This is a genomic window from Mucilaginibacter sp. P1_D10, from assembly GCF_056406215.1.
On sequence record NZ_JBFUAP010000009.1, the window covers coordinates 13,976 to 39,172 of the forward strand.

Consider the following 25,197-nt stretch of genomic DNA (forward strand, 5'->3'; position numbering starts at 1 on the left):
TTTTTTGCTTTATACGACGTTCATGTTAAACGGCAGTTTACGGATGCGTTTGCCCGTAAGGTCAAAGATGGCATCAGTAAGGGCAGGGGCGAAGGGGGGGAGGCCCGGTTCGCCTACGCCGCCTGCATCTGCCGTGTTCTCCATAATATGTACCTCTACCGGCGGCATATCGGTGATGCGGGGCATCAGGTAATCGAAAAAGTTATTTTGTTCTACAAGGCCGTTTTTGAAAGTAATTTCGTGTATGGTAGCTGCGCCTAATGCCATTACCACCGAGCCTTCTACCTGCGCCCTGATGATATCCGGGTTTACGTACCAGCCGCAGTCCATCACCGCCCACACTTTGTCAATCTTTATTTTGCCAGCCGCATTGCGCGATACCTTCACTACCTGGCCCACCGTAGTTTCAAAGCATTCGGTAATGGCTACGCCATAGCCCTCGTTCTTTTTCCGCGCTTTCCAGCCGGATACTTCTTCCATACGGTCTATCAGACGTTGGCAGCGGGCATCCTTAAGATATTCTCTGCGGAAGCTAAGCTGGTCTTTTCCGGCTAGCAGGGCCATCTCGTTGATGAAACTTTCGTATGCGAAGCCGTTGGTAGAGGCATATACCGATCGCCACCACATATTGGGCAGCGGCATTTCGTAAGGCACATCGGCAAAACTGATGTCTTTGATGCTATCGAAATAAGGTTTCAGGAAACCTTCGGTAGTGCTACCGTTGGGTTTGCTGCGCCCGGGTCCGTTCCAGTGGTCGATATTCTGGCCGGCCATCTTGAACTTGAGCGCAGTAATCGCACCGTTCGTTATTGCACCCTGGCCCCTGTAGGATATGCCTGCACGGTATGGGCCTTGTTTAATGTCGTCTTCGCGGGTCCAAACTACCTGCACAGGTACGCCTGCTTGTTTCGAGATGGCCACGGCTTCCTGCGTATAATCGAGGAAGGCCTTGCGACCGAAACCGCCGCCGAGGAAGGTCATATTTACCTCTACCTTCTCTTTGGGCATCTTGAATTTATCGCTGATATCGCCTTGTACCCAATCCGGTGCTTGTATGGGTCCCCAAATCTCTATCTTATCGCTTTGGTAATGCGCAATGCAGTTAAGAGGCTCCATGGCTGCGTGCGCCTGATAGGGCGTTTGATAAATCACGTCTAATTTTTTACCCGGTTTAGCCAGTACCGCATCGGGGTTGCCCTGTTTTTTGAAGGAAAGGCCCTCTTTTGTCTTGAGCAGTTCCTGGTGGTTTTTGTAAATATCGGCAGTATTGATGTGCTCGAAGCCGGTCTCGTCCCATATCACTTTCAAAGCTTTGCGCCCTTGCATGGCCGCCCAGGTAGAATCGGCCAACACTGCTACGCCATCCCGCGTGGTGTTGAAAACCAACATCTGTATCTTGAATACCTGTTTTACGCCGGGTACTTTACGGGCCGCGGTATCATCGAAGCTAATGAGCTTGCCGCGCAGCCTGGGATTGCGCTCTACGCTGGCGAAAAGCATGCCCGGAAGCCTTTTATCCAGGCCGAAAATAGCTTCGCCATTTGTTTTCATCGGCGTATCCAGCTTTTTGAGGGGCTTGCGTATCAGCTTGTAATCAGCCATCGGTTTAAGTGGTACATCCTTTGGCGGCGTAAGTTTAGAAGCATCTGCAACCAGTTCGCCGTAATTCAATTTTTTGCCGGTTGGCCGGTGAATAACCTGGCCCGATTGTGCATAGCAATCAGTAACGGGGGCATTCCATTTGGCGGCGGCTGCCATAATAAGCATTTGGCGCGCGGTGGCACCTAACGTAAGCAGGCGTTTGTAAGATCCCCGTATGGTAGAGCTGCCGCCGGTAATCTGGCTGCCGTATTTGTTGGGGTCGCCTTTGGCGAATACCACTTCGATATCTTTAAGGTCTACCTCCAGCTCTTCGGCTATAATCTGCGGAACCGATTGGTAGGATCCCTGGCCCATTTCGGCACGATGATCCGTTAAGGTAACCTTACCATCCGTACCTATATGCATCCAGGCATTGAACTCGAAGCCTGTGGCCTCTGCTGTGCCTGCCGAAACCAACTGTGCCCTTTTTGCATTGGCCGGGAAGTAAAAGCCTAAGCAAAGCGCGGTGCCTGCCAGGCCCGATGCCCGTATAAAATCTCTTCTCGATACTCCTTTAGTTTCCATTATGGCTAAGTTTGAGTTTGATATTTATTTTGCTTTAGCCGATGGGGCATAGGCGCCCTTAGCTATCCATTGGCGCACCTGCGCCGCAAATGCTGCCCGGCTTAAAGGCGGCAGCGTACGGCCATCGCCGGGGCGCCAGGCCCAGCCAACCAAATCGTCGTTGGCCATATGGTCTATCAGCTGCGCTTTGCTGCGCCCGCCATTCTGTTTGGTATCTAATAATTGCAAAGCCAACTGGCGCGGCGTGCGGCCCTGGAAAACCATACGCATATTGGCCGGCGGCAAACCCCATTTAGGATTGCCAGGAGGCATATGCAGGCCGGCGGTATTCTCGGCCTGGTGGCAATTGCTGCAACGAGCGGCGTAAACGCCTTTCCCATCAGTGCCTCGTGTTACGTTCATGGTGTGGATATGGCTATCGTCGCCCTGCAGGGGCGCGTTGCCTGCCGGGTGGCAGTTCATGCAGCGGGCGCTCATCAGCACTTTGTAAACGGCCATGAAAGCCTTTACCGAGCCCACGCTGTCTTTAGCAGGCGCTTTATAGATGATTTCTTTTACCGGTTGCGGCCTGAATGAAAGCGTAATAGCGGCAACGATGATGGCTATGCAGCTTATAATGCCCAGCTTTTTCATAGTTTGGCTCCCTCCATAGGCATTTCTGCTGCTTTGTGGATAGCCGCCCTAACGCGTTGATAAGTGCCGCAACGGCAGATATTGCCGGCCATGGCATCGTCTATGTCCTGATCTGTAGGGTGAGGGTTCTGGCGCAGCAGCACCGCAGCCGACATAATTTGGCCCGACTGGCAGTAGCCGCACTGTGGTACGCTTAGTTCGTTCCAGGCTAGCTGCAGGGGATGGTTGTTGGAAGCGGATAGGCCCTCTATGGTGACTATCTCCTGCCCGGCGGCCCTGTTTACCTTGGTTACGCAAGATCGTACAGCCTCGCCATTTAAATGCACGGTGCAGGCACCGCATTGTGCCGCGCCGCAGCCGAATTTAGTGCCGGTTAGGCCCAGGATGTCACGGATGACCCATAGCAATGGCATGTTGGGGTCGGCGTTTACCTCCCGTTTTTGCCCGTTTACAGTTATATTCATAAGCGATAATTGGATAAAGTAAATTTAGCCTAATTATTTTGATAAAACATCTACAAGCATTTTGTTTTTTTTGGCGCGAGGCAACGACATTTCGTAGTTGCCGGCAACGATATATCGTTGCCTCGTTGTGGTGATACCCTCTATCGGCAAGCCTTGAGTAACAAACGATGCACTAACTCATCATTTAGGGGCTATTGTCCAGCCATCGGGCACAAGGCTTGACTGTGGCAGGGTTTGTGGATGGCGTAGTGTGGCTTCGGCGTTTCAAGTCGACTGCCTCGTAATCCTCATCACGATCAAACTAAGGATAATGCTCAAAAACCCCGTCATTGCTATACTATCGTACCTGTTGCTAACAGTATGCGCATATGCCCAACCTGCTATCCCTAAGGATATTTACAAGCTACAGAAGCAACTGGCCCAAAGCAAAGCCGATACGGGCCGCGTAAGCATATTGATCGGCATGAGCCGGTATTACGCGGGCAGAGCTGTTGACAAACCAATCCAACAGGATAGTGCGCTGGCAACGGCCACCAGGGCCTATACGCTTTCGGCCGGGCTATCCTACACCGAAGGCATTGGATTGAGCTACCAGGCAATGGCCCAAGCCTGGTGCAAGAAAAAAGATTTCGTGCAGTGCGATGCGCTAATTAAAAAGGCGGTAGCCATTTTCGTGACCAATAATTTATATCGCGACGCTGCCGAAGCCTACCTCAATATGGAAGAATTTTACCTGGCCACCGGCAGCCGTGATTATAAGGTAATGATTGGATATTACCTCAAGGCCTTGCCGATGTTCGAAAAGGCGGGGGCGCATCTTAGGGCTGCAGCTACCTTAAGTAACCTGGGCGATTTTTATCTGCAGATAGATGATTATCCCCGGTCTATAGATTGCCTAAACCGGGCCCTGGCCCATTATAAACTGGGCGGCGAAACCGGCGTACAAAATACGTACGACCTGCTTGGCACTGACTATCTTTATCTGGACAGGTTGCAGGATGCCTTGAAGTACCAACTGCTGGCCGTAAAAACAGCCGAGATGCTGGGCGATACCACCATGGATATTTGCGCCGTTTATAACCATACGGGCATGGTATATTTCGCAACCGGCCAGTATGCCCCGGCTAAATACTACTTCGCCAAAGCGCTGGCGGTGGCTAACAAATACCACGACGCGGTTGCCGTGGCTTTAGCATACAACCTGGCAAACAGCCTTAACGGGCTGGACCAGCCATTAGAGGCAATTGCAGTGCTAAGGGAAGGCGAAAAAAAATCCCCCGTTATAAGCCCGACGGAACGCGTTGTTTACGACGTAATTTATTTAAACGCTTATACCAGGCTTAAGCAATTTGCCCGGGCAAAGCCTTACTACCTCAGGCTGCTTAATACCTATGGGATTGTCGGCGCAAACGCCAATACGACAGCCAAAGCATTGCAATCTATACTAAAGTATTTGATGGCTAACGGCAAGTATGACGATGCTGCGGCATTACTGCCCCAGTACAAAACAGCCATAAGTAAGGCACCGCTTAAAGTAAGGGTTAGCCAGGGCATCTACATCTTTGGCTACCGCATCGATTCGGCGCGGCGCAATTATCTTTCGGCATTGCAGCAATACCAGCATTACGCCCTGCTGAAAGATTCTTTGTTGAAGGCAACCATAGATAAGCAGATGCAAGAGTTACAGGTGCGCTTCGAAACAGAGAAGAAAGAAAAGCAACTGGTATCGCTTAAGAAAGACAGCCTGCTGCAGCATAACAAAGTGCGCGAGGCCGATAATATACGCAACATTACGCTGCTGGCCGCCGCCGCGCTGTTCATCATAACCGGGCTATTATTCTACAGCTACCGCATCAACAAAAAAAACAGCACAGCCATCAGTAAAAAGAACGCCGAGCTTAACCTCCTGGTCACCGAAAAAGAATGGCTGCTGAAAGAGATACACCATCGCGTAAAAAACAACCTGCAGATAGTGATGGGCCTGCTGCAGCAGCAATCGGCATATATCGATAACAACTACGCGCTGGAGGCCATCCAAAACAGCGAGAACCGCATGCGTTCTATAGCCCTTATCCACCAAAAGCTTTACCAGTCGGACAACCTCGACCTGATTTTTATGCCGGAGTATATAGATGAACTGGTGAGTTACCTGAAAGATAGCTGCGGGCTGGATAGCCGTATCTTTTTCGAAAAGCAGATAGACGACCTTTACTTAGATGTGGCGCAAGCCGTGCCACTTGGCCTGATATTGAACGAAGCCATAACCAATGCCATAAAATATGCCTACCCAAGGGATGCTTCGGGCATTATCTATATTTCGATGGTGGAAGGCAGCGACTGCGAAGTGGAACTCATCATCGGCGATAACGGGCCCGGCTTGCCTACCGGCTTCGACCCGGCAAAAAGCGGATCATTAGGCGTAAACCTGATGAAAGGGCTCAGTAAGCAATTGGGCGGCACTTTGGATATTGCCAACGAGCAGGGTTGCATGATAACCGTATGCTTCCGCACCGAAATATTCGTAAGAGGCAGAACAGAAGCACAAATAACGTTAACTTAGTAAGCCATGAACAAGAAGAAAATCCTTATTGTTGAGGACGAATTTATCATTGCCGATGTACTGAGCAACATCCTTAAAACGGCGGGCTATCAGGTGTGCGGCGTTGCCGATAGCGTGAAAGAAGCGCTGGAAATTATAGAAGAAACGCAGCCGGGCTTCGTGCTGCTGGATATTTTCCTGAAGGGCAAGCAAACAGGTATCGACCTGGCGCACATACTTGCCGACCGCGACATCCCTTTCATTTTTATTTCGGCCAACTCCAACCAAAAGGTGCTGGAGGCAGCCAAAGTTACCAACCCTTACGGTTTCGTGGTGAAGCCATTCCGCGAGAAAGACGTGCTGATAGCCATAGACATAGCCGTTTATCGCTACGAAAACCACGTGGAGAACGGCCTGCGGCAGAACGCCTCGCTGCAAAAAAAGGCCGCAGAGATTTTGACTTCGGCCCAAAGTTGGGAGCTTAAAGTATTGCAAATAGCCAAAACCCTGCAGCCATATATCCCTTTCGAGTTTTTATCGATGGGCATGATGCAGGAAGAAATAGAGAATTTTTACGAATTAGGTTTCTCGCGGATAGGTTTCGATGAATACCAGTTAATCGGGTGCCCCGAATTGATGGTGATTACCAACCGCAAGCAGCACGAGCTAGGCAAGCTTAAGGCGAACGACCCGGCTGGGCTGATTGCCACATGGTACGACGAGCCAGAACTACAGGCATTGCTGAAAACGCCATCGTTAAAAAAATTATTTGCCGATACCTACAACCTCAGGTCGCACCTGTCCTGGCCAGTGCCGTTAGCCGGAGGCAAGGTTTGCTATTTCAATTTTTATAGTCGCCGGCCGGATGCTTACCAGGCCGATCACCTGGTGCAATGCAACCGGCTGCAGCCTTTGCTGGCCAACTTTATGGAGAGTATGGCGCAAACGGCAGGCAGCCCATTGGTAAATAGGCTGAGCAATTTTGCCGTTAAAAGGCAGGTTGCAGCAGCAGAACCGCAGAACCCTTTTAGCGGTATCATCGGCAGCAGCCACTTGCTGCTCACCGTGTTCGATCACGTGATACAGGTATCCAAATCAGATTCCTCGGTGCTTATACTGGGCGAAAGCGGTACCGGCAAAGAGAAAATAGCCGAACGCATCCACTCCTTATCTTTACGAAAGGATAAGCCCTTCATCCGGATAAATTGCGCGGCCCTGCCCACCTCGCTTATCGATTCGGAATTATTCGGGCATGAAAAGGGCGCATTCACCGGGGCGATAGAAAAAAAGATAGGCCGCTTTGAGCAAGCGCACACGGGCACCATATTTTTAGATGAGATAGGGGAGCTGCCGCTGGAATCGCAATCGAAACTGTTGCGGGTTTTGCAGGAGAAGGAGATAGAACGCATAGGCGGGCGTGTAACCATCAAAACCGATGTGCGCATCATAGCCGCTACTAACCGCAATTTAGATAAGGAGGTGGCCGAGGGCCGTTTCAGGCTCGATTTGTTTTACCGCATCAACGTGTTCCCGATAATGATGCCGCCCTTGCGAGATCGTAAAGAGGATATTACCGACCTGGCCATGCACTTCCTCCATATCTATGCCCGAAAAACCGGAAAAAACGTGCGGGGCATTGCGCCGCAGGTGCTGGATAACATGAAACGCTACCATTGGCCCGGCAACATACGCGAGTTGGAGAACCTGATAGAGCGCAACGTGCTGCTTACCCGCGACGATACCATCAACAACATGGTACTGCCTACCCAACTGGAGCAGCCCGCAGCAATGGCGGTACCAACTGCAGAAAAAGTTACTACCATGAGCGAGGGGGAACGCGCCCATATACTGGCCGCGCTAAAAAAATGCAACGGCAAAATATGGGGCGAAGGCGGCGCTGCCAGTTTATTGAATATACCGCCAACCACGCTGAATTCTAAAATGAAGAAGCTGGGCATCCGTAAGGATTTTGGTGCCTGAGAGGATCACGATTGAACAACAAAGCTTTGTGAACTTTGTGCAAAATCTTCGTGCTCTTTGTGGTTGAAAATTTTACCACAAAGAGCACAAAGGGAGTAACACAGAGGACACAGAGCCAAATTTATTTCGAACGGTTTTTTAATGCGATGCCACTAAAATTTTAGCGTAACCGTACTCCCGAACATCAATATATTTTTGCCGGGCCCGGCTTGCTTTAAAAAATCCCCGGCACTGAACCAGGTGACTTCCTGCCGAAAGTACAGATACTTATTGGGCGTGTAAGCCAGCTCGGTACCCAGCTGTTGGCCTATCTTTGTTGACGCACCGGCATTGCCCGGATAGATGAGCCTGCCGTTTACGGCGTATAAGCCATCGTTTTTGTTCAGCCGCCAAAACATATCGTAATCTCCGGAGAGCGTCAGCTTCTTGCTGAGGGCAAGTTCTATATAAGGGTGCGCGTCAACCAGGTTATAAGGGCCTATCAGCGCGGCCAGACCAAAATAAGCCCCTTTGGGGAACAGTGGATTAAAGGTATTCAACCGGCCATCGCCATGGGCTTTATCGCCGCTGATGACTTCGGTTTTGAGGCCAATTTTGGGTTTAACCGCTGCTGTATTGAACACATAGGATATGTTCGAGGAGAGCGTCCAGGCCGAGATTTCGCCGCCTGCAAAATGCCCAAACTGGTAAACGCCTTCCAGGTCATATTGCCAGTCGGGTGCGGTTTGCCACACGCGTGCGCCAATAGAATGCCGTCTTTCCATGCCCTTGCCATCATCGAATGCAACGGACTTCTTTTTGATACCCAGGTAATAAACGTCAAGATTTTGTAATACCGGCACTTTGGTAATCACCGCATATGCGCCCCAAAACTGCACGCTATTATTAAAGGCATCATCAAATATATTGGGCCGGGCTTGTACGTAGCGTGAATAGAATACATCCAGCTTAAGCTTTTTGCTGCCATACATCAGCTTAGCCGCATCGAAAGCCTGGCGGTTATTGGGTGCTTCGCGAACAGCGACTAGCCGTTGCGAGCCGTAGGAGAACTCCTGCCTGCCCAGGCGCAGGATAAGGCTTTGGCCATTGCCGACGGTTCCGGCATAATCAACAAAAAACTGATGGAGATCCAGAATGTTTTGATCAACCGGCGACGGGGTCTCAGGTTCGCCGCCGGCCAGGCTGCTTTGCAACTGTACGAAAGCCCTGAGATGCTTGCCCGCATGGAAATCTGCATGCGCCAGGTAGCGGGTTAGCACGAAGCCATCTTTATCTACGGGTGCTTCGCCCCAATCCTGATTGGTAAAGTGGAAATACTGGTAACGCACCTCGCCGCCGAAGCTGATGTAGGTTTTCTTGTCGCCCGATAGGGGATTGAATTTTAGCTTTTGGTACCAATTGGCGGTGGTATCCTTTGCCAATGCGGCGTAGTCTTCATCGTACCTTAATTGTTTAAACGGTACGTCCTGAGCCATACAGGCGCAGGATGTAAATAATGCGAGGGAGATAGCAAGGGTTTTCATAGATGGTGATTGTAGGGCCAAACATAGTTTTCCCTGTATTGCCAATAGCTGTGCCGTTCGGTCAATATATTGTATATCAATTACTTGAAATTAATCAAGATGGCTTACGTGGCTGAATTTCGGTGTTTGGGGGATAATACAACGATATTACGTTGGGGGCTTACGTTGGGTATCATGGTGAAAGGGACGGAGGGGTGGGAGTACTTGAATCTTCGAATCTGTTTCTTATCGCGCGGCGAGTTTACTCACCCCGACGAGGCTCCGCCCGTCGGCCCTCTCTGCTCCGCAAAGAGGGCGAAGAACAGAAGAAAAGCATAACCCCAATATCTCCCCCTCTTTATGCAGCAGAGAAGGGGCGGGAGATGAGTCGACTTACGACGCGGACCTGTCCACATCGCTGATACTCAAGCCCGGACTATCGTTTTACTCACTAAATATCGTTGCCACGATAGCGAAATTGCGAAATGGCGCGTATTTCAAAACTGACATAATTTATAAACAACTGATGGATAGATGTTTAAATGATTGGAACAGGGTTTGGTATGGTGCGTAAACCAACAACAAGCACAACGCACCATGAAAAGGCAACCCTTAAAAAAACTGAACCTAACGCTAACCAAATGGGTAATCAACCTGCACCAGAAAGGTTATACCGATGATTTTCAGGCTATCGGTAAAGAAAGAGTCCGGTGCCTGCAAAGCGGCGAAAGCTTTGCGGTGACCGATCTGCGCATAAAACTTGTCGACTGTGACTACGACCTACTCACGTGCACTTACCAATACCTGCACACCATAGATACCCAGGTTGGGTACCGTGGTTTATTGATTACCAACGGCATATTGCCCTTAAGCTGCGAAACTATAAATTAAGCTGAGATGCAAAACGTCCCCTTATTCCCCAAACCGCAATCTGCCCAATTACGCCAACATTTAGAAAGCTGTTTAACTGCGATATTTATGCAGGGAGAAATAAGCCGCTATCTATCGGCAGATAGCTACCAAAGCCATGCTTTGTTAGGTAGCAGCGTACAAACGGAAGCATTCCCGCAGGTTAGGCTTGCCTATAGTATATGGCTGGGCATGCAAACTGCCGACAGGCACGCCGTATTGTCCAAATTCCAATCGCTTTACGCCGAAACATCCCAGGGACCTTTAGCTAATAAAACGATGGCGTTCTGCGCGGTTTTTATACACGAATTTGCCGGCATACTGGCCGAAACTATGGAATGGCCAGATTAAAATGCGCGCGCATCCGCCTTCGGCACACGCTCATTGCCAGTCTTTCAGCCATATATCATTGTGCCGCAGCTATCATTTAAGCTGCGGCTTTTTTTGCACTGCGCCCACCTGTTCCTGCATTTAAAGATGCCCTCGTCCCGGCTTATTAAACGCTGTCTAATTCTTGTCGATGGTAACCTAAGCCCCATCGTAGTCCGTCCATTAAATCCCCCTTGCTCTTTACCGAATATCGTTGCCAATTACGATATATAGCAGTAGTACTTGCCCGTGAAAAATACAACTATTTGATTTTTAGCGCATTGATTTAGTGGCCCAAGGCTTGCCAATGCTGAACCGTGCCTAAACAATTAATACGGCTAACAATCATATGGAAACTACTACCACTACAACCATTGTTTTTATTACCGGCGCTTTCGTAAGCAGCGATTGCTGGAATGAATGGAAAACCTATTTCGAACAGCAGGGCTACAATACGCTTGCCCCAGCCTGGCCGCATAAAGATGCGCCTGCCTGCACCCTTCGCCAAAGGCATCCCGATGCCGAAATCGCCAGCCAGCGTTTAGCCGGCCTTGCTGCTTATTATGAAGCGATAGTAAGGGAATTGCCGGGAAAACCAATACTTATCGGCCATTCTATGGGCGGGCTGATAACCCAATTGCTTTTACAAAAAGGTTTGGCTGTCGCTGGCGTTGCCATCCATTCATTGCAACCGCAGGGCATCTTCACCTTTAAATTTTCGTTTTACAAAGCCGGGTGGCCGGCCTTGGGCTTTTTTACCGATGCCCGCAAAAGCTATATGATGACGTTTGCGCAGTGGCAATATGCCTTTACCAATGGCATGCCTTACGACGAGCAAAAAGATGCTTACTACATGCTGGCCGTGCCCGAATCTAAACTGGTGGTAAGGGATGCCACTACTGATGCGGCAAAAATTGACTTTACCAAACCGCATGCACCCTTGTTATTTCTCTCCGGTAGTGCCGACCGCTTTATCCCTGCACCGCTTAATTACAGCAACTACAAAAAATATAGCCACCCCGGTTCGGTAACGGCCTATAAGGAGTTTGTCGGCCGTAACCACTTCGTGCTTGGCCAGCCCGGTTGGGAAGAAGTTGCCGGGTACGCGCTAAGCTGGCTTGCTAAACTTTAACATCATATCTCACAAACCCTCATGAAAAATCTACTCACTATCATCAAAACGCTGTTATGCTTGCTATTGGTAAGCATTGCAGTAAGTGCCTCGGCCCAGCAAAAAGTCGACATGATTATTTACAACGGCAAAATAGCTACCATGGCCAAAACCGGCGAATTTAAGCAGGCTATAGCCATGAAAGACGGCATCATCCTGGCCACGGGCAGTACGCAAGCCATACTTAAAGCCTACAAAGCAACTGCAACCAAATTGGTTGATGCCGCGGGTAAAACCGTTATCCCCGGCTTGAACGATAGCCACATGCACGCCATCCGCGAGGGGCTCAACTTTAATATGGAACTGCGCTGGGACGGCGTGAAAACCCTGAAACACGCCATGCAGATGCTGAAAGAGCAGGCCGCCCGCACCCCGCCCGGTGCCTGGGTAAAAGTAGTAGGCGGCTGGAACGAGTTCCAGTTCGAGGAAAAGCGGCAGCCCACCTTGGATGAGATAAACGCAGCCGTGCCCGACAAGCCGGTGTTCATCACCTACCTGTACGGCAAGGCTTTCCTCAATAAAAAAGGTATAGAAGTGCTTGGTTACGATAAAAATACCAGTTACCCCGGCAGTGTGATAGAACTGGATAAAGACGGAAAGCCAACCGGCATGCTGTTCGCCAAAGAAACGCCCATGGCCATTTACCGTACGCTGGCCCTCACTAGTACGCTAACGCCCGAGGAGCGCATCAACAGCTCGCTGCATTTTTACCGCGAAATAAACAGTTTCGGTATCACCAGCGTGGTGGATGCCGCCGGGGGTGGGCAAAACTACGATGCCGATTACCAGGCCTCCCTCGTGCTGGCTAAGGACGGGAAGCTAACGGTGCGCACCGCTTATTACCTCTTCGCGCAGCAAAAGGGCAAGGAATTAAGCGATTATGAGAAATGGGTAAATGAAACCTATCCGAACAAAAACGACCACCTGCTGATGGCCAACGGCTATGCGATGGAAGGAGCGGGGGAGAATATCGTGGCCTCGGCTGCCGATTTCGAGAACTTTTTAGAGCCGAGGATCGAACTCTCGCCCGATATGGAAACCGACCTGGAGCCCATTATCCGCCTGCTGGTGAAAAACCGCTGGCCGTTCCGCCTGCATGCCACCTACGGCGAATCTATCGACAGGATGCTGAACGTTTTCGAAAAGGTAAATAAAGATACGCCCTTCAACGGCCTCCGCTGGTTTTTCGACCATGCCGAAACGATTACCGACTCCGAACTCGTCCGCGTAAAAGCGCTTGGAGGCGGCATTGCGGTGCAGTTCCGCATGTATTTCCAGGGCGAGCTTTATACCAAAATGTACGGGCAGCCTAAAACGCAGCTGCCACCTATCAAAAAAATGCTGGCTTTGGGCATCCCCGTGGGTATGGGTACCGATGCACCGCGCATCTCTACCTACAACCCATGGATGGCCCTGCACTGGCTGCTCACCGGCAAAACCATCGGCGGCATGCAGTTTTGGCCAAAGGACCAGGTGCTGGACAAATTCACCGCGCTGCAATTATATACCTCAGGCAGCGCCTGGTGCTCGGGCGAACAAAAACTCAAAGGCAAGCTGATCAAAGGTATGTACGCCGATATGGTAATCCTTACCGATGATTATTTCGCGGCCCAGCCCGAAAAAGTAAAGCACATATCCGCATTGATGACCATCGTGAACGGCAAAATAGTGTATGCCTCGGGCAATTACGCTGCCCAAAGCCCGCCGATACCCGAGGTTATCCCAAGCTGGTCGCCGGTGAAATACTATGGCGGCTACCAACGCTAAACCCATCCACCTTTATCGAACACTTAAACACACCATAAAATGAAAAACCTGCTTTTGAAATTATCAGGCCTCTACCTGTTCATCCTGGCTTTATGCGGTAGCGCATCAGCCCAAATGCCGCCCACCATCCCCATTTGGGATGCCAACAAAGTCGAACTCGGCCTGCATAAAGTGGCGCCGGATGTTTACGCCATTATCCCAACAACTGCGGAGGTCGAAACTACTAAAGGCATCCCGCAGGCCACCACAGGAGGCTTTATCGTAGGGGAGAAGGGTGTGCTGCTGATCGAAGTGATGCTCTCCAAACGCCTCTACGACAAGGAAGTGAAACTTATCCGTTCGGTTACCGATAAGCCTATCATCTACGCTGTAAACACCAGCGACCACGGTGACCATTGCTTTAGCAACTACCTGCTGCCGGCCACCACGGCCATCATCCAGAACGAATTCGCCAAAGATAACCTCGCCAAAAATTACGAGGGCATCAAGCAGTTTATGGTAGGCCTGTTCGGTGCGGGTAGGGGAATCGAGGCATCGGTTTATCGCCCTGCGGATATCGTTATCCCCAAGAACAGCAACCTCAAAATTGATATGGGCGGCGGCAAAATCGTAGAACTACTGAACGTAGGTACCGCACAATCGCCGGCCGACCTGTTCGTATGGATGCCCAACCAAAAGGTTTTTTGGGCAGGCAACCCCTTTATTGCCGAAAGCCCGGCTATCCCCTGGCTTTTCGATGGCTTCTTTTTAGAACCTGCCGCTAACCTTAAGAAGGTTTACGATTTCCTGCCCGATGATGCCATCGTCATCCCCGGCCACGGCCGCATCACCACCAAGGCAGGCATCAAATACACCATCGATTACGTGGAGGAATTGAAAAAAGAAGTGGAAGCCGCGGTAGACAAAGGCCTCACGTTGGAGCAAACCAAGGCCGCTGTAACCATGAAGGCATACAATAAAGGCTACGTGCTGTTCAATTGGCTGCATTTCAACTTCAATCTGCCAAATGCCTATAAGGATATCAGCAGCAACAAAAAGAAATAATCAAACGCACACAAACATCAAAACAACATAATCATGAAAACAATAAACAAATTGAAGCACCTTTTAGCGGTACTATTATTAACCTTTTCCATCGGCAATGCATGGGCCGCCGTTACGCCGGCTGCACCGCCCCCAAATTTTAAGAGCCTGTACGCAACGGTAAACGGCGTAAAAATACACTACGTAACCGGCGGTAAAGGCGAGCCGCTGCTGTTGGTACACGGCTTTGGCCAAAACTGGTACATGTGGAACAGGCTGCTGCCCGAGCTATCTAAACACTTTACCGTGATAGCGCCGGATATGCGCGGCGTGGGCGAATCGGGCAAACCGGCTGGTGGGTACGATAAAAAGAATATGGCCGTAGATATGCACGAACTGATGAAAAAACTCGGCTATAAACACATTAACCTGGCCGGGCACGATATAGGCCTTATGGTGGCTTATGCTTACGCGGCACAATTCCCAACGGAAGTAAGAAAACTGGCCTTGATGGATGCCTTGCTGCCGGGTATAGAGCCGGTTTGGAGCCAGGTAAAATCGCAGGCATGGTGGTTCGGTTTCTTCGCGCAGCCGCATTCCGGCGAACTCGTTTCGGGCAAAGTAGGCATGTTCTTTACCGATTTCTGGCCGACTGTGGGCTTTCAAAAAAATGCCTTCACCAAAGCCGAGACAGCCGAATTTATCCGTGCGTACTCGGTACCGGGCGCAACAACCGGTGCCTTCCATTGGTTCGGCGCGTTTAACCAGGATGCTAAAGACAACGTTGAATTTGCAAAGACCAAATTACCGATGCCGGTACTGGCCATGGGTTCTGACCACTTTGCTGGTTCGTTCCTGGCGGCGCATACCAAACTGGTTGCTACCGACGTGTATGAATCCATCATCAAAGAATCCGGCCATTGGGTGGTACAGGAAAATACGCCCCAGGTACAAAAAGACCTGTTAGATTTTTTCCTGAAGTAAACGATATAAGTTATTGATTTTAAATAACTTAAAAGACATCATATAAAGTTTTTCCGACCGGTAATACGGCGACAAAAACCTCCACGGCATACCGCTCTTTAAAAAAAGCGCGGTATGCCGTTTTGTTGCGATATAATAATAAGTAATTTACGGTTTTAAAGTCCTGCATGCGTTGATATGTACAAATTGTTAGTATTGTTTTTATTGCTTCTGGCGGGCCCGCCTATTTGTTTTGCGCAGGATGTGCTGGGCAGTAAAAAACAGGTGGAAGATTTGTTGAAGCAATACCGCCCCGGCGAACCGGATATCGTAACAATAGAACGCTTTTGGGAAGTAGGCAAGTATTACCTGTACAAGCCGGGCGCGTATAAAACCGATATCGATTCGGCATTGCTTTATTTTAATAAGGCTTTAAAGCTGAGCAACGGCCTGAAGGAACGCAGGCTGAGTTTCCAAAGCGAAACCAGGAGCAGGATAGGCGAAACTTATTTCCAGGTGAAAGACTATGAAACAGGCAAGGCCTGGTTCATGCAGAACATCAAAATCTATCAGGAGGCCGGCGATAAGGCAAGGGAAGCACGCACCTGGCTAAGGATGGGCACCAAATGCAAAACCGGCGTTTATGGTTATCCCTACATCCTGCCTTACTTCAACAAGGCATTGTCTCTTTATCGCCAGATACATAATCAGAAAAAGGAAGCCGAGGTATTGCAGGAAATGGGGATGTATCACCTTTATTACCGCCAAACTGATAGCGCCGAAGTAGAGCTGCTGCAGGCCCTGCAAATATCAAAGGCCGTCCACTATAATTTCCTGTCGTTGATATATTATCATTTGGCCGTAGTCAATAGGTACAAGGGCAACCTCAATAAAAGCCTGGCCTATGCCATGCAATGTATGGATAATGCAAGGGAAAGGGGCGATACGCTGCAACACTCTATTTATGTGAATGGTTATGCCTTGCTTGGCCAGGTTTACCAGGATTTGGGCGATGGCGAGAAAAGCATTGCCATGTACAAATTATCTATCCAAAAATACTCCAGTAATGCCCTCGAGTCTGAGTTTCTCGACAATTACCTCGTGCTTAATGCTCTGGTACTCGAGTTGACAAAATATAACAGGGCGAACGAAGCGATGGCAACTGCCAGGAAAGTAATTACCGCCATCCCGCCGACTTATGACTTGGAGCAGGGTGCCGTAGCCGAGATTTTGGGCAATTGCTACAACGGCTTAAAAGATTATGATAAGGCCGAGCAGTACTTCCTCAAAATGGCGCGCTTATACAGTTCTTCAGATTTTTATGCCTCGCGGGCTAATAAAGCTTTGGGCAGGTTTTACGTACAGCGCGGGCAATATGCAAAAGCGCGTGCCTTACTGTCCAAACAGTTTAAGTTTGTCCCGGCGTCGGCCTTCGAGTTCCTGGGGGTGATAGAAGACGAATTGTTGTTTTATAAGATAGACTCGGCCGAAAAGAAATACCTGCCGGCTATGTCGCATTTCCGCAGATATAAATTCCTTAACGATTCTGTTTTCAACATCCGCAAAAGCAAGCAGATAGAAGAATTGCAGCTGCAATACCAAACCACCCAGCGCGAGAACAAGATAAAACTGCTTACCAAAGATGCCCAATTACAGCGCGATAACGCCGGCCGTGCCAACAACGCCCGTAACTTTACTTATTTAGGCGTGGTTGTGCTGATGCTTTTTATGGGCCTGCTTTATTACGGTTACCGCATCAAACAGCGCAACAATGTAGCCTTGAACAGCTTGCTGCGCGAAAAGGATGTGCTGTTGGAAGAAAAAGAATGGTTTATAAAAGAGATACACCACCGGGTAAAAAACAACCTGCAGATCGTAATGGGCTTGTTGCAGCAGCAGTCGGGCTATATCAATAACCCCGAGGCACTGGCGGCCATCCGCAACAGCGAGAATAGGTTGCATTCCATAGCTCTTATTCATCAAAAGCTTTACCAGACCGATAATCTCGACCAGATAAGCATGCCTGAATATATAGATGAGTTGATTACTTATCTTAAAGACTGCTACGACGCCGGCAACCAACTCTATTTCGAAAAAAGGGTTGATGATATTGAGTTGGCAGTAGCTCAGGCTCTGCCGTTGGGCCTTATCATAAGCGAGGCTATCACCAACGCTATCAAATATGCTTATCCCGGCAAGGGTGGCACTATACAGGTATCGTTGCTGAACGCCGAGGCCAGCAAGTATCTGTTGACGGTTAAAGATTATGGAGCAGGCCTTCCTAACGACTTCGACGCGGCTACAAGTAATTCCATGGGGCTCAATTTGATAAAAGGCCTCAGTAAACAGCTTGGTGGCACGTTCCGGCTAGAGAATAGCGGGGGAGTGGCCATCAACATACTGTTTAAAGCAACGCCCCGTTACGATAGTAAATCGTTCTGAGGTCGGCTTTTGGGCTGTGGGCAGTCTACCAGATATCCGGGCGGTTAGATTCACTGCTTTCGGGTTCGGCAATTATATAAGCGAACCCAAACAGGCATGCGACAAGCATAATTCGGCTGATGATGTAAAATACGATTTCCATGGCGTTGTTTTTGGTTTATACCTCTAAGTCAAACTTTAAGCCAAAATCACAACTATCACATTATCAATAATTTGATTTTATTTTCAATTCTTTAGTCATGGTATTTCGTTGAATCACATCGCCTTAGCGATATTACGTGGCAGGCCGGATATTTGCGTTTACGCCGGCAGTTCCCAGGCGCTTTGATAGCCCCCGCATTGTTCGGCATATTTTACCATATCGGCATAAAAAGGCAGGCGGGTGATGGTTGCACTATCGCCGATTACGACCAGTTTCATGCGGGCGCGGGTTATAGCAACGTTCATGCGGCGGGTATCGGCCAGGAAGCCTATCTGCCCATCAGTATTGCTGCGGGCCATGCTGATGTACACCACGTCGCGTTCCTGCCCCTGGAAACTATCGATGGTGTTGATGCTTATCTGGTCGGCATAGGGCAACAGAGGCGAGGCCTGGAAGAGTTCTTTCAGTACCTGTATCTGCGCCTTATAAGGCGAGATGATCGCTACCGAGGGAAAAGGGCTTTTTGTTGCCATCAATTGCTCTGCCAGTGCCTGTAGGTGCCTCAGCAGGAAGGCGGCTTCATCCGGGTTAACGGTGCTGGTGCCATCAGCTTTCTCATCGAACCCGCAACCGGCTGTATCTACGAAATTCATAGGCGTATCGCCCGGGAACAAAACGCGACTTGCCACTGCGACATTCGCCTTTAGTCTGTTGCCATAAAACTCTGTCGAAGAAAAACCCATGATGGCTTCGTGCATGCGGTATTGTTCTTCCAGCAAGGTTACTGCTGCGGGGTGGCGTATGGCTGCTTTTTCCAATAAGGTAGTACTTAGTCCATCTTTCGCGGCCTGTGCCGATTTAATAGTGGGCGGCAGCTGGAAATGGTCGCCGGCCATAATGAGTTTCTCAGCTTTTAGTATAGGGATCCAACAGGCGGGTTCCAGGGCTTGCCCTGCCTCGTCTATCACCACGGTATGGTATTTTTTATGGCGCACGGTATGGTGGTTGCTACCCACCAGCGTGGCGGTAATCACCTGTGCTTTATCTGTGAGGTCGTCGATGATGAACTGCTCTATCTTGGCTGCATCTTTCATGATGCGGTGCGCTTCATCGAACAGGGCCTTGCGTTGGTCGCGTTCGCGTTTGCCAAAGCTACGCTTGTATTGGTGCGCCATGTTTTTGTAGCCCGAAGCCTGCTTTTTAAGCTGTTTGATATCCTTGGCGTACTGATGTGCCGAGGCTTGGCTATCTAAAGTAAGGTCTGTTAGTTTATCCGATATCCGGCTGGGGTTGCCTATCCGCAGCACCTTCAAGCCTTCGGCAGCAAGCTTTTCGCTCAATAAATCCACGGCGGTATTGCTGGGGGCTACGACCAATACCTGCTTTCCATTTTGTTGGATAAGCTGTTTGATGGCTTGCACGATGGTGGTGGTTTTGCCCGTTCCCGGTGGCCCATGTACTACCGCCAGTTCATTGGCCGCGAGTATTTGCCCCACGGCAGCCTGTTGGGAAGCGTTTAATCTTGCCGATGGGACATTGCCGCCCTCTGCCGCGAAAGTAGCCTCATCCGCACCTGTTATGACCCTGATGAGCTTGCCTTCGGGTTGATTGGCTAATGCCTGTGCCTGCTTAAGAGCGTCCTGCATCTCATCGTAGCTGTTGTTATCGAACAGTAGCTGCACGCCGAGCTTTCCATCTCGGGCCCAATCGGGCAGTTCATCGGTAAAAAGGGTTATTTTTAAGCGGTCACCGCCCGAATAAGCTATGGTGCCTTCAACGCGGTCGGCACCTGCATCGTGGTTAGAGAAAAATACGGCCGGCGCACCAAAACGCAACTGATGGGCTACATCTTTATGTGTGGTGCGTTCCAGTTCTACGGTAAGGTAATCTCCACGGCTGGGTTCAGAGCCACGGATGGCTACCGGGTACCAGGCAATGCCGGCCGCGCGCCTATCAGCAATAGAAGTGGTTTGCGTAAGCTTGAGGTAAGCTTCACGGTCTTCGTCGCGTTCGGTCTTCAGTAGCTGCAGCAGGTTCTTGAAATAGTCCATCGGGGCGCAAAGGTAATGAAACTATGCTTCTATCCCCATCTGCGGCCGGTATCCGCTGCTGAAAGCATTCACCACCGAGCGCGGCGTAAGCACGCGGACTTGCTTTTCTGCGGGGAAAGGCAGCGCATCGTCATATCCCTCCGGCGACCACTTATAAATCCGTCCACCTGTTACCAGGAAAGCTTCTCCCGTTATCTCTACGAAGACGCCATCGGGCAAATCGTCGATATCCGCTTCGAAAGTCACTTTAGAATTATCCGCGCCGATGCGTTCTGCCTGTAATATGTCATCTATTTTGTTGATTGATACTTTAGATAGGAAGCCGTATTCCGGATTGCCCTGCAGCCAGGCTGTTTTAAATCGGTTGGCATCCTCGCGGCGGCACTCGAAACAGGGGCGGTGCCCGGCAGAGAATGCTGTAGCTTCATCAAGGAAAAAGAGTTCGGTCCACAAGCCGGGGGCCATTACTTCACGATGCCTGCCTTTGAATTGCAGCTGGCAAATAATCCAGGCTTTGTGCTTAAAGGGGCGCAGGATGGTTGTGCCCTTGCCATGCAATTGCCCCCGGTTGCCCAGCCAGGCCCCACGCGCTTTGGTTATGATGATGTTCCCTTTCGGGTCGACGCGGTTTTGCAGCATAATTTCTTTATTATCAATTTAGTAGGCTGTATCATATGTAAAAAACAGATTAAGCACAAAATAAAATTTGGCGGTTATTTAAACACAGAGTACGCAGAGGTTTACACGGAGGTCACTGAGCTTTTTTGCCGGGTTAAGCGCAATAAAAACTCAGTGACCTCTGTGTTTTATCTCAGTAAACTCCGTGTTTAAATCGCCGTATAACTCACCTCTACTAATATTTTCCCATCGCGCAATATACTAAATAATTTAGTATTATATTTGCCCGCATACCGCATGCAGAACGCAAACAATACTAACCCGGCCATGCAACTGGCAACCGACTACCTCGACAGTACCAACACCATCGTTTTTTTGACGGGGAAAGCAGGTACCGGTAAAACGACTTTTTTGCAGCAGCTGCGGCAGGTATCTACCAAAAAAATGGCCATCGCCGCACCAACAGGGGTAGCAGCCATCAATGCCGGGGGCATGACGATACATTCCCTCTTCCAGATACCCTTCGGGCCGCTAATCCCGGCGGCAGGGAACCCCGACTTAAGCTACAGCGACGAGAAACGGGAACTGCTCGGCAGCCTGGAACTATTGATTATTGATGAAGTGAGTATGGTACGGCCCGACGTGCTGGATCAGATAGACCTTATCCTCCGCACCATAAAGGGCTCTGCGCAACCCTTCGGTGGAGTGCAGTTGCTGCTCATTGGCGATCTGGCACAGCTTAGCCCCATCATTCGCGAGGACGAATGGCGCATCCTGAGCAGCTACTATAGCACGCCGTATTTCTTCAGTAGCCTGGTGATGCAGCGTGCTAGCTACGTTCGCATAGAGTTGGACCACGTGTACCGTCAAAAGGAACAAGCCTTCGTAGATATATTAAACGAGGTGCGCAACCAAACCATCAGCGAGGCAAGTCTTGCTTTGCTGAATGCCCGCCACGAGCCGGGTTTCAGGCCGGGAGCGGAGGATTCGTTTATCACCCTTACTACGCACAATAATCTTGCGCAGCAGCTGAATGCCGAGTTTCTGGAGGCACTGCCGGGTCAGCTGTACGAGTTCGCGGCTACCATACGCGGCGATTTCCCTAAGGACGCTTACCCCACCGAAACCAATCTTAAGCTGAAGATTGGGGCGCAGGTAATGTTCGTAAAAAACGACGGGTCGGCGGAGAAACTTTTTTACAACGGCAAGATAGGCTACGTGGCACGCATAGATGGCAGTACCGTTTATGTGCAATGCGGCAACGAAAGCCGCGAAATTGCCGTGGAGGCCGTAGAATGGACCAACGTAAAATACCAGCTAGCGGAGGAACAGATAAATGAAAGCGAGGCGGGGAGTTTTGCGCAGATACCGCTGAAGCTGGCATGGTCTATCACCATCCATAAAAGCCAGGGCTTAAGTTTCGATAAGGCCATCATCGATGTTTCGGAAGCGTTTGCGCACGGGCAGGCTTATGTTGCCCTCAGCCGCTGCCGTACCTTAACGGGCATGGTATTGCGCAACCCCATCAGCGCGCGTAATATCATCGGCGACCCATCCGTTACCCGTTTCAATGAGGCGGCGGAGAGAATTAAGCCCGATGCCGATAGCCTAAAGCGCGACCAGGAGCGTTACCGGCTGTTCCTGCTTACCGAGCTTTTCAATTTTCAAGGGCTGAAAGCGGTACTCAAAGGCTTTGTGGGCCTGGCACCCAACCTGGAGAAAGATATTATGGAGGTTGCCGAAAAGTTTATGCGCCGACCCGAAACCGCGGATGAGGAAAGGATAAGGAAAGCTGCCGCATATTTTTTGGATAAATTAAAAACAACTACCGAAAACCTGCACGGACAAATACCCTTTCTGATTGGTAATTCGATAGAAAAGGCCGCCAAAGCCGACAGACTGATACAGTGGATGATGGCGAGAATAAGCCTGCTGGAATATTTTGGGGCGAATGCCTTTACTACGGATAGCTTCCTCGATAGAAAGAGGAGCGCAAAGGCAGCTGCGTTGGCCGATAAGTCGCGATCGTACCTGCGGGCCATGAATGCGAAACCCAACGAGGAACTTTTAGGGATCATACTCGCCTGGCGCGAGGAAAGGGCAGCAACAGACAAGGTAATGCCCAGCATGCTGCTATCTGAACAAACCGCAGCCGCCATTGCCGAAAAGCTGCCGCAGACTCTGAAAGCATTGAGTGGCATTAAAGGGGTGGGCCCGCAAAAGGCCAGCATCTACGGAGCAGACATCATCGGCATGATACGCGCTTATCAGCAAAAGCAATCGGGACAGGAGATAGACCAGGCTAGTTTGTTTTAGACTTGCCGCCTCACCCCAACCCCTCTCCAAAGGAGAGGGGCTCAAAGTCCTCTCCTTTGGAGAGGATTAGGTGAGGCTTTATAAAGCGACATTTTTTTATTCGCCGTTTTTTGCCTACTTTTCATCAACATGTAAATATTTTTTTGATTTCGTCAAGCTGCCCGCCTGTTACGGCAAAAAATCGTATTTTTGCGGTGTTCTGTCATTTGCGAAAGACTTAAACAGAAAGCGTATGAGCAGCATCCACAATAAAGATATCGGAACCAAACAAAAAGCACTTGCCATTAACCTTGACCCTAAGATTTACGGCTCGTTTGCCGAAATTGGTGCCGGGCAGGACGTTGCAGCTAACTTTTTTAAAGCGGGGGCATCATCGGGCACTATAGCCAAAACCATGTCGGCCTACGATATGGTATTCTCCGATGCCATCTACGGACAGCAGCAAGGCAAACGCTATGTTACCGAGAACCGCCTCATATCTATGTTGGAGCGCGAATACGGCCTGCTGATAGAGCGTCTTGCCGTACAGCGCGGCGACTCGACCACCTTTTTTGCTTTTGCCGATACAGCCTCTGCACTCAACTACCACAAAACCAACGATGGCCATTGCTGGATGGGGGTACGTTTCCAGATGCAGCCCAATGGCGAGTTTAATGATGTGGTACTGCACGTTAAACTACTGGATAACGATAACAACCTGCAACAGCAGGCAGTAGGCATTTTGGGCGTAAACCTCATATATGCCTGCTTTAACTACTACGATAGCCCCAACGTATTTTTGCTTTCGCTGATGGACGACCTCTCTAAGGATCGTATCCAGATAGATATGATACGCTTTGAAGGTCCCGACTTTACAAAGGTAGATAACCGCCTGATGAGCCTGCACCTGGTGAAGTTCGGTTTTTCTGATGCAGCAGTATTCGGGCCGGATGGCAAAAACCTGCAACCATCAGAGGTGCTGTACAAAAAACACATCGTGGTAATACGTGGCCGTTTCCGCCCCATCATCAACGTCCATTTAGATATGCTGAGCACCGGCGTAAAGCAATTTATGCAGGAACCGGATGTGGATAAGGAGAATGTGATTGTGGTAACAGAGCTTACGCTGCAGGCGTTGAAAGAGCGAAACGCCGCCGATTCGGCCGAGATAGACGAGAAAGACTTTTTGGATAGGGTGGATATCCTTTGCTCACTGGGGCAAACAGTGCTTATCTCCAACTTCCACGAATATTACAAACTGGTATCGTACCTATCTAAAATAACCAAGCTGAAGATGGGCGTGGTATTGGGATTCCCCAACCTGGAGTACATCTTCTCCGAAGAGCATTATAAAGACCTGCCGGGCGGCATTTTGGAGTCGTTTGCCACGCTGTTCAGCCGCAAGGTTAAATTGTTTATCTACCCAACCTTGCGCGATGGCGTGATATGGAACTGCCTGCGCTTTTACCCGCCACCGCATCTGATAGATCTTTACCGCTACCTGATTGCCAATAACAAGATTGAAGACATCAGGCATTATAAAGAGAGCAACCTGCACGTAGAAACCGATAAGGTGCTGCAGCTGATTAAACAAGGGGCTGCCGGTTGGGAAGAATACGTACCTGCCGAAGTGGCTGCCATGATCAAAAATCGTTGCCTGTTCGGGTATCACTGCGAAGTGCCACAGGTGGCCGAAGAAGCAGGAACTACTATCGGCGACAGCAAAATATTGGATAAGGCTGAATAGTGTAAATATCCTGCGGAAATTTGAACCGCATATACCTTTTTTAATCCCCGTTTTTCGTATCAGATAAAGATTGCGTTAACTTATTGTTTTTTAAATAATAAGTATTAGCTTTATAGTAAACTTTATCACAATGAATAATAATACCTGCCGGCGCCTGCTGTGTGCTTTTTATTCTGCTATACCATCTTATTGCTTATTGCTCACTTTATCATTACAAGGCAATGGCGGAAGAAACTAAAAAACTCGAATTTTTTTCGGATGTAAGGGATAAGTTTTTGCTGATCATTGGCGGTATTATATCGCTGTCAACAGTTATCCCGGCATTTTTAAACAAAACATCAGAAATATTCGGATGGGAGAAAGTATCTATCGGTTACTATGTATTTGTAGCCATCTATTTTATATTGCCCTATGTT

General features: G+C 49.7%; 17 protein-coding genes. 11 read left to right on the forward strand and 6 right to left on the reverse strand.

The genetic code is table 11. The features are described 5' to 3' along the window. Positions 1–9: 9 nt before the first annotated feature. The 3 genes from AC1DYT_RS15385 to AC1DYT_RS15395 are packed head-to-tail and all read right to left on the reverse strand — an operon-like array spanning position 10 to position 3,263. Complete coding sequence (locus AC1DYT_RS15385; protein WP_477470466.1) at positions 10–2,166, reverse strand: xanthine dehydrogenase family protein molybdopterin-binding subunit; 2,157 nt, start codon at positions 2,164–2,166, stop codon at positions 10–12. Between the two features lie 24 nt (positions 2,167–2,190). Beyond that, complete coding sequence (locus AC1DYT_RS15390) at positions 2,191–2,799, reverse strand: c-type cytochrome (RefSeq protein WP_477470467.1); 609 nt, start codon at positions 2,797–2,799, stop codon at positions 2,191–2,193. Next, a complete protein-coding gene (locus AC1DYT_RS15395; protein ID WP_477470468.1) occupies positions 2,796–3,263 on the reverse strand; it encodes a (2Fe-2S)-binding protein in 468 nt (155 codons plus the stop codon). Before AC1DYT_RS15395 ends, AC1DYT_RS15390 begins: the two co-directional genes overlap by 4 nt. A gap of 310 nt (positions 3,264–3,573) precedes the next feature. On the opposite strand from AC1DYT_RS15395, the gene AC1DYT_RS15400 reads away from it, so the two are divergent. Both AC1DYT_RS15400 and AC1DYT_RS15405 read left to right on the forward strand, forming a co-directional pair. Next, positions 3,574–5,823, forward strand: coding sequence for a tetratricopeptide repeat-containing sensor histidine kinase (locus tag AC1DYT_RS15400; RefSeq protein ID WP_477470469.1), 2,250 nt, complete (start codon positions 3,574–3,576; stop codon positions 5,821–5,823). Between the two features lie 6 nt (positions 5,824–5,829). Further along, the gene (locus AC1DYT_RS15405) at positions 5,830–7,782 is read left to right on the forward strand and encodes a sigma 54-interacting transcriptional regulator (protein ID WP_477470470.1); all 1,953 of its coding nucleotides are present in this window, start codon (positions 5,830–5,832) and stop codon (positions 7,780–7,782) included. A 152-nt stretch (positions 7,783–7,934) separates the two neighbouring features. Here AC1DYT_RS15405 and AC1DYT_RS15410 read toward each other — a convergent pair whose 3' ends face one another. Continuing rightward, a complete protein-coding gene (locus tag AC1DYT_RS15410; protein WP_477470471.1) occupies positions 7,935–9,305 on the reverse strand; it encodes an alginate export family protein in 1,371 nt (456 codons plus the stop codon). A gap of 576 nt (positions 9,306–9,881) precedes the next feature. On the opposite strand from AC1DYT_RS15410, the gene AC1DYT_RS15415 reads away from it, so the two are divergent. The 7 genes from AC1DYT_RS15415 to AC1DYT_RS15445 all read left to right on the forward strand — a co-directional run bounded on the left by AC1DYT_RS15415 (position 9,882) and on the right by AC1DYT_RS15445 (position 17,928). Further along, positions 9,882–10,175 (forward strand): hypothetical protein, encoded by a 294-nt coding sequence (locus tag AC1DYT_RS15415; RefSeq protein WP_477470472.1) that lies wholly within the window; start codon positions 9,882–9,884, stop codon positions 10,173–10,175. A gap of 87 nt (positions 10,176–10,262) precedes the next feature. Beyond that, the gene (locus AC1DYT_RS15420; RefSeq protein WP_477470473.1) at positions 10,263–10,544 is read left to right on the forward strand and encodes a hypothetical protein; all 282 of its coding nucleotides are present in this window, start codon (positions 10,263–10,265) and stop codon (positions 10,542–10,544) included. A gap of 367 nt (positions 10,545–10,911) precedes the next feature. Next, positions 10,912–11,694, forward strand: coding sequence for an alpha/beta hydrolase (locus tag AC1DYT_RS15425; RefSeq protein ID WP_477470474.1), 783 nt, complete (start codon positions 10,912–10,914; stop codon positions 11,692–11,694). Between the two features lie 21 nt (positions 11,695–11,715). Beyond that, the gene (locus AC1DYT_RS15430; protein ID WP_477470475.1) at positions 11,716–13,500 is read left to right on the forward strand and encodes an amidohydrolase; all 1,785 of its coding nucleotides are present in this window, start codon (positions 11,716–11,718) and stop codon (positions 13,498–13,500) included. Positions 13,501–13,539: 39 nt separating this feature from the next. Next, positions 13,540–14,544 carry an MBL fold metallo-hydrolase gene (locus AC1DYT_RS15435; protein ID WP_477470476.1) on the forward strand — a complete coding sequence of 335 codons (1,005 nt, stop codon included), beginning with the start codon at positions 13,540–13,542 and terminating at the stop codon, positions 14,542–14,544. Positions 14,545–14,577: 33 nt separating this feature from the next. Then, complete coding sequence (locus tag AC1DYT_RS15440; RefSeq protein ID WP_477470477.1) at positions 14,578–15,507, forward strand: alpha/beta fold hydrolase; 930 nt, start codon at positions 14,578–14,580, stop codon at positions 15,505–15,507. 177 nt (positions 15,508–15,684) lie between these two features. Further along, the gene (locus AC1DYT_RS15445) at positions 15,685–17,928 is read left to right on the forward strand and encodes a tetratricopeptide repeat-containing sensor histidine kinase (protein ID WP_477470478.1); all 2,244 of its coding nucleotides are present in this window, start codon (positions 15,685–15,687) and stop codon (positions 17,926–17,928) included. 300 nt (positions 17,929–18,228) lie between these two features. On the opposite strand, the gene AC1DYT_RS15450 is transcribed toward AC1DYT_RS15445, so the two are convergent. Together AC1DYT_RS15450 and AC1DYT_RS15455 are read right to left on the reverse strand one after the other, a co-directional pair. Next, positions 18,229–20,121: an AAA domain-containing protein gene (locus AC1DYT_RS15450; RefSeq protein ID WP_477470479.1), complete on the reverse strand. Its 1,893-nt coding sequence runs from the start codon at positions 20,119–20,121 to the stop codon at positions 18,229–18,231. A gap of 21 nt (positions 20,122–20,142) precedes the next feature. Then, entirely contained in the window at positions 20,143–20,760 is a 618-nt protein-coding gene (locus tag AC1DYT_RS15455; protein WP_477470480.1) for a hypothetical protein, read from the reverse strand. Positions 20,761–21,036: 276 nt separating this feature from the next. On the opposite strand from AC1DYT_RS15455, the gene AC1DYT_RS15460 reads away from it, so the two are divergent. Together AC1DYT_RS15460 and AC1DYT_RS15465 are read left to right on the forward strand one after the other, a co-directional pair. Next, positions 21,037–23,055, forward strand: coding sequence for an AAA family ATPase (locus AC1DYT_RS15460; RefSeq protein ID WP_477470481.1), 2,019 nt, complete (start codon positions 21,037–21,039; stop codon positions 23,053–23,055). 232 nt (positions 23,056–23,287) lie between these two features. Continuing rightward, a complete protein-coding gene (locus tag AC1DYT_RS15465) occupies positions 23,288–24,781 on the forward strand; it encodes a TonB-dependent receptor (RefSeq protein ID WP_477470482.1) in 1,494 nt (497 codons plus the stop codon). Positions 24,782–25,197 lie beyond the last annotated feature (416 nt).

What these genes read in the sequence shown, in the direction of transcription:
- AC1DYT_RS15385 (WP_477470466.1), bottom strand. Translation starts at nt 2,166, where the DNA reads ATGGAAACTAAAGGAGTATCGAGAAGAGATTTTATACGGGCATCGGGC.
- AC1DYT_RS15390 (WP_477470467.1), bottom strand. Translation starts at nt 2,799, where the DNA reads ATGAAAAAGCTGGGCATTATAAGCTGCATAGCCATCATCGTTGCCGCT.
- AC1DYT_RS15395 (WP_477470468.1), bottom strand. Translation starts at nt 3,263, where the DNA reads ATGAATATAACTGTAAACGGGCAAAAACGGGAGGTAAACGCCGACCCC.
- AC1DYT_RS15400 (WP_477470469.1), top strand. Translation starts at nt 3,574, where the DNA reads ATGCTCAAAAACCCCGTCATTGCTATACTATCGTACCTGTTGCTAACA.
- AC1DYT_RS15405 (WP_477470470.1), top strand. Translation starts at nt 5,830, where the DNA reads ATGAACAAGAAGAAAATCCTTATTGTTGAGGACGAATTTATCATTGCC.
- AC1DYT_RS15410 (WP_477470471.1), bottom strand. Translation starts at nt 9,305, where the DNA reads ATGAAAACCCTTGCTATCTCCCTCGCATTATTTACATCCTGCGCCTGT.
- AC1DYT_RS15415 (WP_477470472.1), top strand. Translation starts at nt 9,882, where the DNA reads ATGAAAAGGCAACCCTTAAAAAAACTGAACCTAACGCTAACCAAATGG.
- AC1DYT_RS15420 (WP_477470473.1), top strand. Translation starts at nt 10,263, where the DNA reads ATGCAGGGAGAAATAAGCCGCTATCTATCGGCAGATAGCTACCAAAGC.
- AC1DYT_RS15425 (WP_477470474.1), top strand. Translation starts at nt 10,912, where the DNA reads ATGGAAACTACTACCACTACAACCATTGTTTTTATTACCGGCGCTTTC.
- AC1DYT_RS15430 (WP_477470475.1), top strand. Translation starts at nt 11,716, where the DNA reads ATGAAAAATCTACTCACTATCATCAAAACGCTGTTATGCTTGCTATTG.
- AC1DYT_RS15435 (WP_477470476.1), top strand. Translation starts at nt 13,540, where the DNA reads ATGAAAAACCTGCTTTTGAAATTATCAGGCCTCTACCTGTTCATCCTG.
- AC1DYT_RS15440 (WP_477470477.1), top strand. Translation starts at nt 14,578, where the DNA reads ATGAAAACAATAAACAAATTGAAGCACCTTTTAGCGGTACTATTATTA.
- AC1DYT_RS15445 (WP_477470478.1), top strand. Translation starts at nt 15,685, where the DNA reads ATGTACAAATTGTTAGTATTGTTTTTATTGCTTCTGGCGGGCCCGCCT.
- AC1DYT_RS15450 (WP_477470479.1), bottom strand. Translation starts at nt 20,121, where the DNA reads ATGGACTATTTCAAGAACCTGCTGCAGCTACTGAAGACCGAACGCGAC.
- AC1DYT_RS15455 (WP_477470480.1), bottom strand. Translation starts at nt 20,760, where the DNA reads ATGCTGCAAAACCGCGTCGACCCGAAAGGGAACATCATCATAACCAAA.
- AC1DYT_RS15460 (WP_477470481.1), top strand. Translation starts at nt 21,037, where the DNA reads ATGCAGAACGCAAACAATACTAACCCGGCCATGCAACTGGCAACCGAC.
- AC1DYT_RS15465 (WP_477470482.1), top strand. Translation starts at nt 23,288, where the DNA reads ATGAGCAGCATCCACAATAAAGATATCGGAACCAAACAAAAAGCACTT.